The sequence below is a fragment of the Chitinophaga eiseniae genome, from assembly GCF_012641265.1.
GTDB lineage: Bacteria > Bacteroidota > Bacteroidia > Chitinophagales > Chitinophagaceae > Chitinophaga > Chitinophaga eiseniae_A.
On the sequence record NZ_JABAHZ010000001.1, the window covers coordinates 448,404 to 465,895 of the forward strand.

Annotated in this window: 12 protein-coding genes; all 12 read right to left on the reverse strand. The window is 49.4% G+C overall.

The genetic code is table 11. The features are described from left to right. Positions 1-2 precede the first annotated feature (2 nt). Entirely contained in the window at positions 3-1,325 is a 1,323-nt protein-coding gene (locus HGH91_RS01660; RefSeq protein ID WP_168736717.1) for a MutS-related protein, read from the reverse strand. Continuing rightward, positions 1,291-2,649 carry a MutS-related protein gene (locus tag HGH91_RS01665; RefSeq protein WP_168736718.1) on the reverse strand — a complete coding sequence of 453 codons (1,359 nt, stop codon included), beginning with the start codon at positions 2,647-2,649 and terminating at the stop codon, positions 1,291-1,293. Before HGH91_RS01665 ends, HGH91_RS01660 begins: the two co-directional genes overlap by 35 nt. Position 2,650: 1 nt before the next feature. Then, positions 2,651-4,978 carry a Gldg family protein gene (locus HGH91_RS01670; protein ID WP_168736719.1) on the reverse strand — a complete coding sequence of 776 codons (2,328 nt, stop codon included), beginning with the start codon at positions 4,976-4,978 and terminating at the stop codon, positions 2,651-2,653. 64 nt (positions 4,979-5,042) lie between these two features. Continuing rightward, a complete protein-coding gene (locus HGH91_RS01675) occupies positions 5,043-7,382 on the reverse strand; it encodes a Gldg family protein (RefSeq protein WP_168736720.1) in 2,340 nt (779 codons plus the stop codon). Positions 7,383-7,403: 21 nt separating this feature from the next. Further along, positions 7,404-8,321 carry an ABC transporter ATP-binding protein gene (locus HGH91_RS01680; protein ID WP_168736721.1) on the reverse strand — a complete coding sequence of 306 codons (918 nt, stop codon included), beginning with the start codon at positions 8,319-8,321 and terminating at the stop codon, positions 7,404-7,406. A gap of 99 nt (positions 8,322-8,420) precedes the next feature. Further along, the gene (locus tag HGH91_RS01685; protein ID WP_168736722.1) at positions 8,421-9,140 is read right to left on the reverse strand and encodes an RNA polymerase sigma factor; all 720 of its coding nucleotides are present in this window, start codon (positions 9,138-9,140) and stop codon (positions 8,421-8,423) included. 60 nt (positions 9,141-9,200) lie between these two features. Beyond that, a complete protein-coding gene (locus tag HGH91_RS01690) occupies positions 9,201-9,980 on the reverse strand; it encodes a DUF4397 domain-containing protein (RefSeq protein ID WP_168736723.1) in 780 nt (259 codons plus the stop codon). Between the two features lie 17 nt (positions 9,981-9,997). Then, positions 9,998-11,479: a RagB/SusD family nutrient uptake outer membrane protein gene (locus HGH91_RS01695; protein ID WP_168736724.1), complete on the reverse strand. Its 1,482-nt coding sequence runs from the start codon at positions 11,477-11,479 to the stop codon at positions 9,998-10,000. A gap of 10 nt (positions 11,480-11,489) precedes the next feature. After that, positions 11,490-14,858 (reverse strand): SusC/RagA family TonB-linked outer membrane protein, encoded by a 3,369-nt coding sequence (locus HGH91_RS01700; protein WP_168736725.1) that lies wholly within the window; start codon positions 14,856-14,858, stop codon positions 11,490-11,492. Positions 14,859-14,915: 57 nt separating this feature from the next. After that, positions 14,916-16,142: a FecR family protein gene (locus tag HGH91_RS01705; protein ID WP_168736726.1), complete on the reverse strand. Its 1,227-nt coding sequence runs from the start codon at positions 16,140-16,142 to the stop codon at positions 14,916-14,918. An 82-nt stretch (positions 16,143-16,224) separates the two neighbouring features. Beyond that, positions 16,225-16,818, reverse strand: coding sequence for an RNA polymerase sigma factor (locus HGH91_RS01710; protein WP_168736727.1), 594 nt, complete (start codon positions 16,816-16,818; stop codon positions 16,225-16,227). A 189-nt stretch (positions 16,819-17,007) separates the two neighbouring features. Then, positions 17,008-17,469, reverse strand: a complete 462-nt coding sequence (locus HGH91_RS01715) for a hypothetical protein (protein WP_168736728.1) — start codon at positions 17,467-17,469, stop codon at positions 17,008-17,010. Positions 17,470-17,492: the final 23 nt, after the last annotated feature.

Below are 17,492 nucleotides of genomic sequence, written 5' to 3' on the forward strand. Positions count from 1 at the left end.
GATTAACGGGGTTGGTCGAGTAATTCGAGGATGCCTTCGTTGCGTATGATCATCATACCCTGCCGGTCCGACGTAATACCTTCTTTTAGCACGTAGGGGTAGGTGGGACGCTTCCCATCCATTACGGTGGGCATATAGGCAAAATGGATGTTGGCGCGTTGTTTCAATGCTTCGCCTACTTCAATAATATGGGTGGAGATGATGAACAGACAGTTGCCGTAATCAGCAAAACCTTGTGTAACGGCCAATGTACCATCATAGGCATCTTTTACATTGGTGCCTTTAAATAACTCGTCGAACAGCAGTAATAGCTTTTTGCCGCTGGCGGCCGCTTCTGCGGCCTGTTTCACGCGCACTACTTCTGCATAGAAATGGCTGTAGCCGAGACCTATATTATCCGCTACATTGATAGAGGAGTACAGTCCTTCCCTGACGGAAAATTCCATCTCTCCGGCCGCTACCGGAAATCCCATATGGGCCATGTACAACCCGATTCCCACAGCTTTCATCAGGGTAGATTTACCAGCCATGTTAGCGCCGGTGAGAAATAGCAGGTTGGTTTGTCCGTTTAACAACAGGTGGTTGCCGATGGCCTTATCAATACATGGATGGCGTAGGCCGGTAGCGGACAACACATTTTTATTGGCGTCGACGGCCGTGGCATAATTAAAACCCTTGTTACGGGCAACATTGCTGACAGCTATGTTTACATCTACTTCATAAATAAAAGTCAGGATGGTTTGCATTTCCCCGTGTAGTTTCCCTTTGAGCAAATGCTCAAAATAGGCGAGGGTACGTAATGGCAGCGCCGTATAGATGTCTATCTCCCGCAAACGTTCCAGTCGTTTGTCAGATAAGAGGTTCCTGATATCGGCTAAGCGCGCGGTAAAGGGACCGGCATTAGCAGGGAAGGAGTGTACAAAGTTATAACAATGCATCAGGGTAATGATGGTGGCCTGTAAGCCCTGTACCTTTTTTTTGTAGCGCTCATCGCGGGTGAGCGCGGCCAGCCATTTGTGGACGATAGTGCCTGCCAGCACCAGCACGGGGTTACCGGATACCTGCACATCGAGGTATTCCTGCATCAGCTGCAGCTGTTGTACATCAAATGCAAATGGCCGGTTGGCCTCCTGGAAGAAGCGAAATACCTGGCTGCGCTCATTGATGGCAGCAGCGGCTGTCAGGGGCTGGCGAAACATCTGGTCCAATAAATGCCCGCCGCCTCTTGTTTTTACCTGGTTAAACAGGTGATATACAGAATCCTGCCGGAACTTTCCCAGCAGGTTCAACTCATCCAATGTCTGTTTGTCGGTGCTGAAGCTCATAATTATTTGGGTGGTTGTCGGTTTGTTGCTTTCCCTTTTGCAGGATGTCAAGGATGCCTTCATTACGAATGATAATCATACCATGCCGGTCGTCGGTAATACCTTCTTCCAGTGTATACGTATAGGCAGGCGTATGGCCTTCCATGCGGGTGGGAAGAAAAAAGAAGCCAATAGGCGCTTCTTGCCGGAGCGCTTCTCCTGCTTCTACGATATGTGAGGAAACGAGGAAAAGGCTGCGTGTCTGTTTGGCAAATCCCTTTATAATAGCGATGGTGGCTTCCTGGGCATCTTTCACATTGGTGCCGCGGAACAATTCGTCGAACAGCACAAACAGCAATTTGCCCGCGCTCAGTTCTTTGGCAATTTTCTTCACCCGCAGTACTTCTGCATAGAAGTGGCTGGCGCCTATGCCCAGGTTGTCCGGGAGATTGATGGTAGTATACAGTCCATCCATAACAGAAAATTCCATCGACGTAGCCGCCACCGGAAAGCCCATGTGCGCCAGGTATAGCGCAGTGCTCAGGGATCGGAGAAAGGTGGATTTGCCGGCCATATTGGCGCCTGTAAGGAAAATGATGTTGCGTTGCATGTACATCTCTATATTGTTGCCCACCGGCGCTTTGAGCGAGGGGTGGTACACGCCCGTTACTTTCAGGGTACAGGTACCTTTCTCTAACGCTGCCGGGAATACGAATTTCCGTTCGGCAGCGGTGCGGGCAACAGAGAGATATACATCCAGCATATAAATGTGGCGCAGCAGCCGGATGATCTTATCGTTTTCGCTCACCCGGAAAAGTGCATCATACGCAGTAATGGCGGCATAGGGCAGTTTATGTCCTTTCCCGGGCATTTCTTTGAGCGCCGGCGCCAGGGCAGGTTCTGTCAGCAAGGTATTGATCACCGTTCTTTCCGGTGCATAGCCGGCTATGGTCGCCACCTCCTGTTTTTCCATGAAGGTTTTGGTGAGGTGGATCAGGGAGATGACAGCCATGACGCCGTTCTGTATCTCTTTTTCACCCAGCACATGTTCCTGGCCATGTTGTCCCGGCCGGGGATGATTGGAGAGATATTTTTCTGCCATATCAAAAAGCGCTGCGTCATAAGGAAACCCGAGCCCCAGGCTGGCAAACTGCCGGATGATGCTGCTGCGCTGGTTGATAGCGCCCTCGTCGGATAGAGGAGAACGGAACATCTCTTCCAGCAGCGCTTCTCCACCCCGGGTATGCAGCTGGTTGTAGAGGTCGTAGATCCCGCCTTTGTCGCGTTTCCCGAACAGCCCCAGGTCTTCTATGGTTTGTTCATCTGTTTGTAAATAGGTGATCATCTTATTTCCTTTTTCTACGGATTAATAAAATCGTACTGCTGAGCAGCAACAGGCCGGGAAGTACCCATAGGTAGGCGATCCGTTGTGCTTCCGCGCCGGAAGTGCCAATGGCCATGATATCGTCCTTAGGGCGGGGCCTTGGCGTATATACGGGAGAGCGGTTGTAGGCCAGCCAGCTATACGCCGGCATCAGCAGGGTAACATTGCTGGCCAGCCTTACATTGCTCGCAAAATCAGCATCCCCGCAAACAATGATCCGTTGTGCTTTGCCTTTTACCTCCCGTGATAGTTGGAGAATAGTATAGTAAGTGCTGCTTTTCCGGTCGCCTTCCTGGTAGTTGAACGGAGGCAGCGTGGAATCAGTTACCAGGGTGCCGGCTTTGAGCCAGGTTTGGTCTGGTAGTGTGCTGACCAGCGGCGTGATGGTAAAGAGGGGGTTGCTATCGGCAGATAAAGTGGTTGTTCCCGGCATCAGTATTTTCAGCGTGTCGTCGGGATCGTACCCCATCACGGAATCCAATCCTTCTGATAAATGATGGCAGGCAGGCAGCAGGTAGCTGATCACTTTATCCGGCGTTTCGTTATAGGTAGGGCGCACCAGTTGCCCTTCCGATAGCTGTACGCCTAACTGGGAGAGAAGAGGACGTAGTAAAGCCTGTTTGCCAGGCTCGCTCATGATGAGCATATTGCCTCCGTTGCTGATATAGCTATTTAACTTATCTGATACCTCTGGAGAGAGGGCTGTTTTAGGATCTGCCAGCAGTAAGGTAGTTACATCCGCGGGGATATTATGGGTATTTAGGTTTACGGTATCTACTTCAAAACCGGTATTTACCAGCGTTCCCCGGCCTCCTTTGTAGGCGGAGTGGAAGGCGTATCCGCGCTCGCCCGTTTTGTAAACACTGCGTTCCAGGTCGCCGGTTACCGCTGTTACTTTGGGTAAGGCGGGTTGCAGTAACTTTTGTAAGGCTGCGTTTACATTGGTTTCATCGGGCCAGAATATCGGGTCATCGAAGGTGCGGAGAAAGACGCTTTTACCTTTGTATTTCAGTTGCATCACCAGCCGGTAGCTCTCAGGACGCAGATCTATTTGCCGGTGCATTTCTTCGGGCGTCTTGAAGGCGGTGATGCTGATGTCGCGTGCGTCTGCATTTTCCACAGCAATTTCTTTCAGGGTTTTACCGGGGTATTGCTGGTACAACGAGCGATTGTCGGCGATGGAATCATTATCGTAATAGTAAACATACCGGAAGCGGATATCCGGTCTGAAGCGCAGGTAACGCTCCCATAAAGTGGCCAGGTAGTCTTCATTGCGCATTTCCGGCATCCCCCGGTCTATCCCTGCACCTAATAAATTGGTGTAGAGCGTTACTTCCAGCGTGCTGTCGCCCAACTGTTTAAGGGCTTGCTGCGTGCGTGGGTGAAGTGTATTGATGTTAGTGGCCGTAACATCCCAATAGCCTGTCAGCGATGGCCTGGAACTGATATAGCCTATCAGCAGTGCCGCTGCCATTACTGCCAGGTACCTGCCTGCTTTTACATACCAGGGGCTGCTCCGGCGATCGTTTTGCAGCTTCAGCAAGGTAAAGCACACGAACATAGCGGAGATCACGATGAAGTAGATGACATCTTTAGTGGTAATAAGCCCCGTCAACATTTTCCCGGTTCGGTTTTGGAGAGACAGGAAATAGGTAAGATCCCTCACCAGGTCGTATCGTTGCCACAAGCCGCCTATATAGCTAAGGGTGAAGATAATGGCAAACGTACAGATGGCGGATACCACCTGGTAAGCGCTCAGGCTCGACATCAGTAAGCCGATGGCGGAATAAGCGCATACCAGCAGGTAAAACCCCAGGGCGGCAGAAAAAAATATGCCGTAATCGGCATGCCGGATGCTGAAAAAACCGGATACCATAAATAGCGCTACAATGCCTACCAGTAGCAGGTTGTATAGCATAATGCCCAGGTACTTCCCCAATATAATATTACGCAGGCGGACAGGAGAGGAGTAAAGTAAGGCTATAGCGCCGGTGTTGACTTCCCGGCTGATAAGTCCCATCGTCAGTATCGGAACAAACAGGTACAGGTTGCGTACTACATTTATGAATATGCCACTTTTGAGAAATATGCTCGTGGTCAGCGAATTGCCAAATCCCTCAAAGTTCGGTGTAAGTTTTATCATCACCTCCTGCCAGTTGGCGATGCCAAATATAGCAGGCGTGTAGAAGATAGCGCATTGCACCAGGAACACGATCATGACAAACCATGCTATGGGAGAGTAGAACAGGAAACGAAACTCATTTTTGGCTATCTTAAATATGATCTTCATTGTGATTTTTTTAACTGTTTAAATACATGCTAACGGCGCCGGGTATACGTCATCTGCTATCTCTCTATTTCCTTTTCCTTCTTACCAACACCATAGTACCGGCCAGCAGTAACAATCCGGGCAGGAGGTAGATGTATATTATTTTTTGCCTGGCTGCTCCTTCAGGACTAAGCACCACCCTGTTGTCCTGAGGAAAAGGTTGGGGCGTATATACCGGGTATTCGCCATTGCATAACCAGCTGTAGAAAGCGTGAGAGAGATCATCGGCCAACCGGAAGTTGCTGATACAGTCGGCATCACCGCACACGATAACGTGTTGTTCCTTCCCTTTTAGCTGCCTGGATAATGCGATGACCGCCGGGAAACTGGAGGGCGCAGTATCGCCTTCTTTTGGGTTATAAACAGGAGCTGTGGAATCCGTTACCAGCTTACCGGCTTTCTGCCAGGCAGATTCCGGCAGCGTCATTACCCATGGCTGTACTGTAAAGCCGTTATCGTTCGTATAGGCAATACCGGTAACGCCCGCAAATATGTTCTTGATGCTGTCGGTATATATTTTATGGTCCCATACCCGTTTAAATTGCCGGAAATAGGGCTCTTCCACCCGGCTAAACGCATCATAGGTATAGTAAACCCATACCTTATCCGGTGTTTCGTTGGCAGTGGGTTGTACCAGTTGCCCTTTCATCAGCTCAACGCCTAACGGGGCAAGCAGCGGAGCCAGTATATGTTGCTTGCCAGGTTCTGCCAGCACCAGCAGGTTACCGCCTTGATTAATATAATTCCTGATCTTTTGTTGCACAATAACGGGCAGCTCCATGCGTGGGTCGGCGAGCACCAGTATCCGGGCATCCGCGGGAATGTCCTGTGCTGCCAGGTTGAGTGTATCAAGGTCGAAACCGATTTGCAGCAATGCATGGCCTTTCCTTTTACTGGTAGCATGTGCAGCATATTCCCTTTCTCCTGTTTTATAAATGTTGCGTTCCAGCTGGCCGGTTACAAAGTATACTTTGGGGATGGGAGCTTGCAGCAAGCGTCTGAGGGCGGCATTCACATTAGTTTCTTCCGGCCACAGCATATCCTCAAGCCCCAGGCGGAGGAAGGTAGTGCGGCCCCGGTATTTGAGCTGCATAACGAGTCGGTAGTTTTCCGGCGCCAGGTCTATGATCCGGCGCATTTCTTCCGGTGATTTGAAAAGCGATGAATCTACCTGGAACCCACGCGCAATCAGCCCGGCAATCTGCTGCAGACTTTTTCCCGGGTAAGTTTTATAGATGGAGCTGTCGCCCGGAGGAACCGCGTAGTAGTAACAGTACCTGAATTGTATGCCTGGTTTAAAGCGCAGGTACTTTTCCCAAAAATCTGATAAGTAGCTATTTCGCGCTGCAGGCAGGCCATGGTTCACATTCTGATCAAATAAATTGCAATAGAGGGTTACTTCCAGCGTACTGTCGCCCAGTTGCTTTATAATTTCCTGTGTGCGCGGGTGCAGGGTATTCTCATGCCGCGCGGTAGTATCCAGGTAGCCGGTAAACCGTGGACGGGAACTGATATACCCGATCACTAATACCGATACGGTCACCAGCAGGTAACGGGAGGCTTTCACATACCAGGGCCGGTTTTCCTGTCCGCTCCTTAAGCGTATCAGTGTAAAGCTGACAAATAGGTAAATAATCAGCAGGTAATAGAGTACATCCTTGGTAGAGATAAGCCCGATCAGCATTTTTTCTGTGCGGCCTGCAATGGAAAGGAAATAAGTGAGATCCCGGATAAAATCGTATTGCTGCCATAAGTGCCCAACGCTATTCAGCATAAAGAGTACCGTGAAGCTGGCAATGGCGGCGATTACCTGGTAAAGGGTAAGACTCGACATAAAAAAGCCGATGGCAGTCAATGCGCTTAGAAGCAAATAGAAACCGAATACGGCCGATAAAAGCAATCCAAAGTCGAGATGCCGGATATCAAAGAAACCGGATATAATAAAAATGCAAATGATCAATATCAACAGGACGTTATAGGCAAGTATTCCCAGGTATTTCCCCACTACAATTTCGCGCAGTTTCACCGGGGAGGAATAAAGCAGCCTGGCGGTACCGTTGTTGAATTCCCGGTTAATCACGCTCATGGTAAGCAGTGGAACGAAGAGATAGATATTCTGGAGAATACTAAAGAAAAAGCTGCCGGTCGGGTTAGAGAAGATGGACCCGGTGACGGATTCTGTTACCCAAAGGTCGGCGTAAGGTTTATTACTGTATACCAGGTAACTGGCCTTGGCCCAGGAATAGAGGATACCGGTATAAAAGAAACTGCACATCACCAGGAAGATGATGGAAAGAAACCAGGCTATTGGTGAGTAAAATAGGTTACGGAACTCGTTTTTCGCTATTTTGAACGTTGTTTGCATAAGCGCTCCTTTATATGGCTTTTAGTACGACCGGGCGGATAATTGTTTAAAGATGTCATCCAGCAATCCTTTATCGAAGCTGATCTCCCGCAGGCGCCAGTCGTGTTGCATGCTGGCGGCTATCAGTCTTTCTGTAATGTCGGGGTCGCCGTCGAAATAGATGCGCACCTGTTTACTGCTGAGGAATTCCACGCGGGTAACGCCCTTAACGAGCAGGAGTTCTTCCCTTGAGGGAGGATTTTCCATCTGCATCAGTACCGTACTGGCCTGTGCATAGTTGTTGAAAGCATCCATACTGTCTGAGAATACGATCCTTCCGGCTTCTATCATGATGATCTCCTTACAGAGCAGGCTGATTTCAGACAGGATATGGGAAGACAGCAGCACGGTGTGCTCCTGGGCTATTTCCCGTATTAGTTTCCTGGCTTCAATCAGTTGATTGGGATCGAGGCCGTTGGTGGGTTCGTCCATCACTACCAGTTTGGGTTTATGAATGATGGCCTGTGCAATCCCTACGCGCTGCCGGTATCCGCCTGAAAGATTTTTTATGAGCCTGGAACTGAAATGCGTAATGCCGCAACGTTCTTTGGCTTCGTCCATGGCCGGCTTGATCTTGCGCTTATCCATTAGCCGCAGTTGGGCGCAGTAGGTAAGGTATTCATCGATCGTGAGGTCCGTATAAAGAGGCGGTGTTTGTGGCAGGAAGCCAATCTCTTTTTTGGCCGCTTCCGGTTCTTTTTCCAGGTCGATACCATTGATGAATACTTTGCCGCTCGTTTGGTGTAATGCGCCGCAGATAATGTTCATGGTAGTGGATTTTCCGGCGCCATTAGATCCCAGTAATCCGATTACGCCTGTTTGCCCGATCTCAATGTTGATATCCCGTATAGCCCAGTTGCTGGTATATTTGTGGGAGAGCGACGTTGTTTTTAAGATCATGTTTTCTTTTTTATCGGCAAATGTTTCCCCTGTGCCACGCGCTATTAAAGCGCGTGGCCAAGATGGGTCATTGCCTGGTGAAGTAGGATATTGATATGTTTAAGAATGTACCTGCACCACTAATTGGGTGCTGCTGCATTGCGCGTTGGGTAAATGCTTTTTAATTGTTTCCTTTACTTTATATAAATCCCTGAGCGGAACAATTGTATTACTTGTTTTGAAAAAAATCTGGTTGAGCACAAAAAAGAGAAAGAAGAAGGAGAGGCTCACCATATGTTCTTTTACAAACTGCATAGCCCGCAGCAGGTGCACCTTTACTGTATTGGGCGACACTTTCAGGTAGCTGGCAATTTCCTGCCGGCGCAGCCCCTGTTCCCGGCTCAGGTAATATACCAGCCGTTGTTTTTCCGGCAGCTTGTCTAATATGGCATGGAACAATGCTGTTTGTTCTTTTTGAATCAGTTGTTTTTCTGTATTGGTGCAATGTACTTGTTTCCCCGCTTGCAGATGTTCCACCAAACGCGATTGCCGCTGTTCTCTTTGCAGTTGTTTATAGGCGAGACGAATGACTACCCGGTATAGCCATCCGCCCAGGTTGTCGGGCGTTAATCTGTTGCGTTGCTGCCACAGGCGGAGGAAGGCTTCCTGTACAATGTCTTCCGCTGCCGGTGTGTCGTGCGTAATACGGAGAGCAGCATGGAACAGGCTGGGAGAATAGGTTTGCACAATCCTGTCAAAAGTATTTTTATTTTCCAGGAAGACATGATCCCGGCTCGTTTCCCGTTTATGCGCAAACAGGTGAACGGATGTTGTCTTCATTGTGATGAACATTTCTTGTTGCATATATTCAAACTTATCGGCCATGGGCAGCTTACGGGTTTAGTAGTTATTGATCAACAGCACATTTTGCGGACTGTTACCAGATCCGTTGTCAGGAAGTCCTGTCACCGCCAGGGTACGGTTGCGGAAGCGCCAGGTGTTGGCGGGGTTATTAGGATCGGATGAACTGTTGTTGATACCGGTAGCGGTAAAGGTGCAGAGCAGCTGACCGCTACCGGCATCGTGAAACTCGAACGTATATACGCTGTCGGTTGACCGGGCGGCATAACTTTTAAAACCAGTGATCCCTTTATAGGATAACAGTTTTACTTCGCTGCCGGCTGGCTGTCCCTGCAGGTTGATACTTATTGGTGCGCTACCCGGTGAGAGGTTCACGAAACGTATGCCGGTGGTGCTGTCTGTTATTGCCCGGTATGGCGGTTGGTCAACGCTCAGCAGGGTATCTGGCTGGCTCAGTGTACCTGTTACAAACAGGGTATTGATGGAGCCTACAGGCAGGTGGAGTGTAACCATCGCCAGTGGTTTACTTTTGGGCAGAGTATCCGGATAGTTGTATAAGTGCAGTGTTTGCGTTCCGCTGTATGCGCTGAATTGATAGTCGGTGAGGAATGTGGCATACCGGATCCGCTGGGTGTTTAAATAGTAATTCGGCAGGGTATCCGCATCGCTGAAGTTGACAACGAGGGCGTCGGTGCCGGGTACGGCATTAATCACGGTGAGCGATGCCGTGCCGGGTGGCGTATTGCGTTCTTTCCGGCAGGCGGTTATTACCAGCAGTAATACGAGATAGACCAGGTATTTATGAAATATTGATAGCATGGTATTTATTTTAAGGTTTAATACCCTGGATTTTGTACCAGGTGAAGATCTTTGTTGAGATCAGACGGAGGCAGGGGATAGAGCAACTGGTAGTCGCCTGCCCATGGTTGTTTCAGCGCTATTTGCGACAATACTTTAGTGGCTTGCCCGGTTCGTTTCAAGTAGAACCACCGGTGCGCCCATTCGCAGAAAAATTCCACCTGCCATTCATGCGCGATGGCCGCTTGCAAGTCGGCCGGCGACAGGTTACCTATTAGCGCCGGCAGGCCCGCCCGGGCACGAACGGTATTGAGATCTGCGATAGCACCGGCGATGTTGCCGCCCGTTCCATTGGCCTGTGCTTCCGCCCTTACCAGGTATAGCTCTGCCAGCCTCAGTACCGTAGGATATTCAACCGGGTCGGCGCCCTGGGTATAATTGAAGTTGCCTATCTTGTACTTTTTCATGTAATAACCGGTAAGGGGTGAACTGTAAATAGGCAGTGAATCTACCCACTCGCTTCGCCGCTTATCGCCCTGCTCAAAGGCGTTCAACAGTTGGGAAGACAATACGTATTGGAATATACCGGTTGTATCTCCCGGCGTGCGGATATAAAGTCCGGGAAGGAAGGTTACACCGTCAGGGGTATTATCATTATCGGTGACTTTAGTTTTAGGATTGAGCTGCCAGATGGCTTCCCGGCTGCTATTCAGGAACACGTTGCCAAGGCTGGGTTCCAGGGCAAACAACGACTGCTGGTTGATGAGTTCCGTAGCCATGGCGGTGGCACTGGCATAATCTTTTTTGAAGAGGTATACCCTGGCCAGCAGCGCGGTGGCTGCCCATTTATTTACCCGTACTCTTTTCCCTTTGCCGGCACTATAGTTGTCTGCCAGGTTATTCCGTGCCTGCTGCAAATCGGTGATGATCTGTTGATATACGGCATCTTGCGGGCTGCGGGCAATAGTTGCTACGGCATTGTAGTTAATAGTGAGTATCAATGGCACATCTCCATAAAAATTTACCAGGTAGAAATAGCAGAAGGCCCGCAGGCACTTTGCTTCTGCTGTAAGCTGCTGGCGCGCACTATCGTGAAGTTCATGGGAGGTGGAAGCAGCAATTCCTTCTATCACGGCATTGGTATTATAAATAGTGCTGTAGGCCGACGTCCAGATATTATCAGTGGGCGTCGTACGGGCGTTACCGATGCCCATTACAGTAATGTGATTAGTGTTGATAGGATAGTAAGTACTGTTAACGCTATTGAATGTCAGCATTTCATCGGCAGAAAGGCTACCATACAGGGATGCGATAGATTTGGAAAAGGCGGCATCTGCCAGGAGACTGTTGTAAACGCCATTCATAGCGGAATTGGCCAGCGCGTCGGAGCTGAAAACGGCCGTGTTGCTGATCCGGTCTGTTGGCTCGGAAATAGATACCAGTTTGTTACAGGCACACAACAGCACCATGGGAAGCAACAGGATAAACCATTTATTTTTCATATCGGTATCGTGTTTCATATTCTTACGTTTAAAAATGCCAGTTAATCTTTGCCGTATAAAGACCGGCCAGCGGCATCACATTACCGGGCGTTTCGGGGTCTCCCCCGGCATAACGGGTCAGTGTGAGTACGTTTTGCGCATGCAGGCTCAGTGTTAGTTCTTTCATGCCTGCCTTTTTGCTCCAGTTAGATGGCAGGGTATAGTAAATGCTGGCATTGTTCAACCGGATATAAGAGGCATCTGTGAAGGTGAGGTTCGACCAGCGTAGCTGTGACCAGCTGTTGTCTACCGGCAGGGTGTTAAACGCGGGATAAGGTACTACGTCGCCGGGTTTTTGCCAGTGCGAGGAACGGGCAATGAACTCAGGTACGTTCTGGTTGAAAGTGCCGGGCGTGTAAGCGATATTCTGGAGCATATTCATGCCGGTCTGTTTTTTAAACCGGAAAAAAATGCTGAACCGGAATCGCTTGTAAGAAGCGTCCATACCAAAGCCACCGTCAAACTTCGGTTGCAGGTCATAAGCCAGCCCTCTGTCATCCAGGCCGGGAGCTGGTGCAACGCCACCGGCTCCATTAATGATGCCGTCATGATTATAATCCTGGAAAGCCGCTTTTCCGGTGAGCGGATCTACGCCAATGAAGTGAAAAACATACTGTGTGTTGATTGACTGACCCACACGATATAGCCCTGCATAAGGCGTGTTATCAAGGTTAGGGAAAGAAAGCAATATGTTCCTGTTAAGGCCTATATTGAACCTGGCAGACAGGGAAAAATCTTTTTTAGCGATGAGCTGAGCGGATATGCTCCCTTCCCAGCCGCTGTTTTGTATAACAAGCGGTACATTGGTGGTAAGGGAATTAATGTTGACCGAGTTGATGAACCCGGGAGTGGGGGACGCTGATATCTGATCGGACACGCGGTTACGGTACCAGCTGACGTCCAATGATACTTTATCTTTAAACAGGCCAAGCTGCAGGGCTGTTTCCAGCTTGCGGTTTTCCTGCCATTTGTAGCGCTGGTTAGGCCGGATGGAAGGGGTGAGTGCACTTTGCCCGTTATATCCGCCACCCACAAAAGACGAATAGGTTTGTACCTGCCACAGGGCCAGGTATTGGTAATCGAGTCCTCCATCGTCGCCGGTGAGGCCATAGCTGCCCCTGAATTTCAGAAAGCTGATTGCGGCGGGTAGTTTTTCGCGCAGCCATTTTTCCCCGGAAGCTATCCATGCCAGCCCTATAGAACCAAAGCTGCCATATTGCGCCTGGGGGCCAAACTTGGAAGAGCCTTGTTTGGTACCGTTCAGATGCAGGATGTATCGGTCATCCCAGTTATAGGAAACATCGCCTATAAAGGCGGCGGTTTTTGCCTGGCTATAGGCTGCTGACGTAAGAATGGAGGGGGCGTTGGCGATAGAACCCAACAGGATATCGTTATCATATCCAAAGCCATACTGGTTGCTGCCCCTGGTGGAGGTGGCCACTTCATTGCCTATAACGCTTAGCTGTAGATGGCCTTTTCCCAGGCGGGTATTATAAGTCACCTGTGGGTTGATCGTCCAGCCGGCATTCTGTGTAATGCTGAAATTGGCGCTGCCCGTGGCATAACTTGCATAAGGCCCCTGGGAAGCGATGGTCATAAAAGCATTGGTGCTGTTATAAGCAAAGTTATATCCCAATATGGTGCTGAAGGTAAAGCCCCGGAAAGGCTTGTAATCCAGGCGCAGGCTGCTGGTGAGGGTAGTAGTGGCCTGCGGATTGGAAGGGTTGAGGTAAGCGCCAAAGGGGTAGATGCTCAGCAGCCCGTTAGCATCCCATTCGGCCCAGTTGGGATTACCTTTTTTATCGAACACCGGCGGGGCATTGGGCGCCCATCCCGGGTCGATCACAGGTGGTACTACATTCACATAGCCGTAGGAAAAATTAGCAGAGAGGTTAACAGACAATTTCTGATCGGGCGTGGTATGGTTTACATTGCTGGCAAAAGTAATGCGCTGTGTGGCGCCTGATATGCTGGTGGTATTGGTAAGGCGGTTATAGTTGGCGTTGATCCGGAAACTGGTTTGCTCCGAGCCCCCGGATATGCCTGCTGTTACATTGAGGTCTACAGCGCGTGCACCGAGCATCTGCTTTCCCCAGTCGGTATACCGGGTAGTATCCCAGAGCAGCAGGTCGGCAGCGTTTTGCAGGTTGGGGGTAATGCCTGAATTTTTGAGTGCCTCCCGGCGCATTTGCAGGTAGTCCTGGGTATTGGCGTATTTAAAAAGCCGGGTGGTGCGGCCCCAGCTGAGCATGGGCGGGTCCACATTGAAATCAAACCTGGTTTTACCGGGCTTACCCCGCTTGGTGGTGATCAGTATAACCCCATTGCTGCCATTGGCGCCGTAAACAGCGGTGGCATCTGCATCTTTCAGCACATCAATACTTTCAATATCATCCGGGTTAATACTGAAAAGCGGGCTTTGGCCATTGGTAGTAGTACCGCTTGGATAATTGTAGTTGACGTTTTGGATAAAGCCGCTGGATATATGATTGTATGAATTACCCAGCGACAGCACATTAAGCGGAACGCCGTCTATCACATACAACGGGTCGGCTGGCACGCCGGCGTTCAGGGAGTTAATGCCCCGTATCTGCACGCTTACCGGCGAACTGGCAAAACCGTTGGTATAGCTTATCACCATGCCGGGTACTCTGCCTTCGAGCGCCGCCAGTGGATTCATCACCGGTTGCTTTTCTATTTCAGCAGCGGTTATTTTGGTGATATTTCCGGTCATCAGCCGGGGGCTGCTTTTGCTGTAAGCCTGGGTAACTACTTCGTCTAACAGGCTGCTGGCGTCTTTGAGTACAATACTTATTTCCGTTTGCCCGTTTACTGGTACCTGCCTGGCGTTATAGCCAATGAAGCTAACTTTGAGTGTATCGGAAGGGCGTATGTTCTTCAACGTGAAATGCCCTTTGGCGTCAGTGATAGTACCCTGGCGCGAACGTTGCACCACCACGCTGGCGCCTTCCAATGGCTTATTGCGTGTATCCGTTACCGTGCCTGTTACGATATAGGTGCCTGCATTGGGGGCGATCATCGGGAAGATAGCAATAGTCCGGTTCAGGATACTGTAAGAGAAAGGGCTCCCCTGCAGGCATCTTTCCAGCACTTCTGTCACCGGCACATCTTTTACTTCCAGCGTAAGCGGGCCTATTTTCCGGGCCCATTCGGCTTTACAGAAGAAGTTGTAGCCTGTTTGCCGGCGTACATCTTTCAGAATAGCATCAATAGATACATGTTGCGCGGAGATGCTGACTGTTTGGGCCCATCCCCGTACATTCATGAATAAGATGAAAGCGATAAAAATGAGCAATAGCTTCCCTGAACGACGGGAGCGTCGTACTGTTAATTGCATTGATCCTGGTTGTTTAGATAGGTTGATAAATGAACACCCGGTGTAGTCTGCTGCGGGCTATGGTTGTACTATGATCTTCCCCGTTTCATTGTGTTGTCCTGCCTCTATCCTGAAATGAATTCCACTGGTGAGCTCCAGGCTTTTCAGCGCCGTGGCCAGATCTGTGCTACGGCTCATCATGCCTATGATAGGCGCCTGTGGCTTTGCTCCTTCATAAATAATTTCCATGTTATACCATCTCCCGATTTGGTTCATCACGGTTTCGATATCCTGGTCCCGGAAATCGAAAACGCCGTTTTTCCAGGCCACGGCCGCTTCTCCATCTGCATGCGGTATCAGCCTGATGGCGTCGTTGCCGTTGCTGAACAACGCCTGTTGGCCGGGATGCAGCAATAATTTGTTGTCTCCTTTCACCACCCTTACCGCGCCTTCCAGCAGGGTAGCCTTTATGGTATGGTCTTCGGTATACGCGCTGATATTAAAATGCGTCCCCAATACTTCTATAACCGCATCATTTACTTTTACGCGAAAGGGCATGGCAGCATTCCCCGATACTTCGAAATAAGCCTCCCCGGTGATAACTACTTCCCGGGTATTGCCGGTAAATGCAACAGGGAATGTAATGGAAGACGCAGCATTCAGCCACACATTGGTACCATCGGAAAGTGCCAGCTGATAATCGCTCCCATTGGGCGTTCGTAATGTATTATAGGCCGATGGGGAAGTGGATGTATTTTCCGGTGCTGTTTGGTGATACGCCAGGTGTCCCTGGCTGGATTTAAGGACAACAGCCCCATTCTGATGCGCCAGTGTTCCCGTTGTAATGCTGTCCAGTGCTATGCTGGCGCCGTTTGCCAGCGTAAGGGATGCCTGGCGGTTATGCAACGGCATTACGTTGTTGGCGCCAGGAGCACTGGTGATGGCCGTACTACCGTGCGGCATATGGTTGGTTAAAATATAATAACCCAGTCCGCCGGCAAGGAACAGGATAGCAGCAGCGGCTGCGTACTTTGTCCACGCAGGCAGGCGCCGGAGCACTTTACGTTGCTGCAACGCAGGTATGGTCGTTGTTAATCTTTGATACACCTTTTCTATCACTACCGCATGCGTATCATCGACAGGAACCGGCACAGGAACCTCTTCCAGCAATGCCTGCCAGGCGCCGGCCAATGCCGGGTCATCCGCATAGCTTACCAGCTCTTGTAACGTTTGCCGGTCGTTGCCTCCTTTAATCCATTGATCAAAGAGCCGGCGCAGCGCTTCCTCTTTTTGAACAGGTGTCATATATATAATACGTAGCTCCGGGGGAAAATAACTATCCTTCCTTAAAAAAAAATTTAACGGTCATCATGAAGGAAAATAACTACTATCTGAATAGCCATATCAGTAGCAATCCTGCCATCCCCGATTTACCGGTAGCCAATGCTTTCAGGTTCTGCGTGGCTTTAACGAGGTGATTATTCACTGTGGCACGGGAAATATGCAGTAACTGACTCACTTCGTCATGTGAGCGGTTTTCTAGTTTACACAGCTGAAATACCAGCCTGCGTTGAGGCGGCAGGCTTTCTATAGCCCTGGCCAGCCAGGTTTCGTTCTCTTTTTTAAACAGCCACTCTTCCGTACTTTCCCATTCTTCGGCGCCCGCCTGGGCAAGCTGTTCTATCAGTTGCTGATTGCGTTTGGCTTTCCGGAACAAATCCAATACGAGATTGTCGGATATTTTGAACAGGAATGCGCCAAATGATTTTTCCGGATCAATCTCAGCCCTCTTCTGCCAGATGATGGAAAAAAGGTCTTGCAGAATATCAGCGGCCAGGTCTTCCGATTTCAGCACGCGGAGTAGTTTGCCGTAAACACGGGGACTGTAATATTGGTATATCGCATGAAAAGCAGCTGCATCGCCCTGTTTGACAAGGCGGATATACATTTTTTCGTTGGCCGGATCAAATTGCTGTGGCATGTTTTGCGGAGCTCGTACTCCGGTTTGTTATTGATTGATAAGCAGTGTATGACAATCTTGTTGTACTTAAAAGTACAAAAAAAGTGTTCAATTGTATAGCAATAGTGGGGTAGTTTTTAAAAAAAGATAGGAGGTGTGAGCCGTGTCAAAAGCGTGTTTAGTGTATAGATGTGCTATTGTAATCGTCGCTTATCCTTTCTTTTTCGACAGGAAAAACTGGATTTCAGGCGTTGTCAATTTGCTCTTCTCCAGCGCAATAAGGAAACGGGTAGGATGATCCACTATAAGCAGGATATCTTTTCGGGTCACGTCAATTCGTTTAATCCAGTCCCAGCTTTTGGTTTCGATACTATTACTGTCGATATGTCTTATAATAATAGATTGCTCATTAAATTCAATATTAGCATCTAAAGGAGCTTTCCGAACCATCGCCTGAGTGCTGAAATGATAAACCGGTACTAAAATAACCAACGCGAAAATGAAAAAGTAAATGAGTGCGGAAGGACCCACCCCGGCATTTTCCAGTGGAAAAGCATAGCCCAGCATCAACATGCCCAGCAAGTACATCCAAAGGCTTTTTCTGAAAAAGAAGTACATTTTAGCACGGAGTACGGTGTTATAGGTTGTCTGTATTCTTTTAATAATGACCATGGGTTAGCTAACAAATTGGTAGG

Bases quoted from the DNA above. Each gene is read 5' to 3' on its own strand.
- HGH91_RS01660 (WP_168736717.1), bottom strand. From the start codon at position 1,325: ATGAGCTTCAGCACCGACAAACAGACATTGGATGAGTTGAACCTGCTG.
- HGH91_RS01665 (WP_168736718.1), bottom strand. From the start codon at position 2,649: ATGATCACCTATTTACAAACAGATGAACAAACCATAGAAGACCTGGGG.
- HGH91_RS01670 (WP_168736719.1), bottom strand. From the start codon at position 4,978: ATGAAGATCATATTTAAGATAGCCAAAAATGAGTTTCGTTTCCTGTTC.
- HGH91_RS01675 (WP_168736720.1), bottom strand. From the start codon at position 7,382: ATGCAAACAACGTTCAAAATAGCGAAAAACGAGTTCCGTAACCTATTT.
- HGH91_RS01680 (WP_168736721.1), bottom strand. From the start codon at position 8,321: ATGATCTTAAAAACAACGTCGCTCTCCCACAAATATACCAGCAACTGG.
- HGH91_RS01685 (WP_168736722.1), bottom strand. From the start codon at position 9,140: ATGAAGACAACATCCGTTCACCTGTTTGCGCATAAACGGGAAACGAGC.
- HGH91_RS01690 (WP_168736723.1), bottom strand. From the start codon at position 9,980: ATGCTATCAATATTTCATAAATACCTGGTCTATCTCGTATTACTGCTG.
- HGH91_RS01695 (WP_168736724.1), bottom strand. From the start codon at position 11,479: ATGAAACACGATACCGATATGAAAAATAAATGGTTTATCCTGTTGCTT.
- HGH91_RS01700 (WP_168736725.1), bottom strand. From the start codon at position 14,858: ATGCAATTAACAGTACGACGCTCCCGTCGTTCAGGGAAGCTATTGCTC.
- HGH91_RS01705 (WP_168736726.1), bottom strand. From the start codon at position 16,142: ATGACACCTGTTCAAAAAGAGGAAGCGCTGCGCCGGCTCTTTGATCAA.
- HGH91_RS01710 (WP_168736727.1), bottom strand. From the start codon at position 16,818: ATGCCACAGCAATTTGATCCGGCCAACGAAAAAATGTATATCCGCCTT.
- HGH91_RS01715 (WP_168736728.1), bottom strand. From the start codon at position 17,469: ATGGTCATTATTAAAAGAATACAGACAACCTATAACACCGTACTCCGT.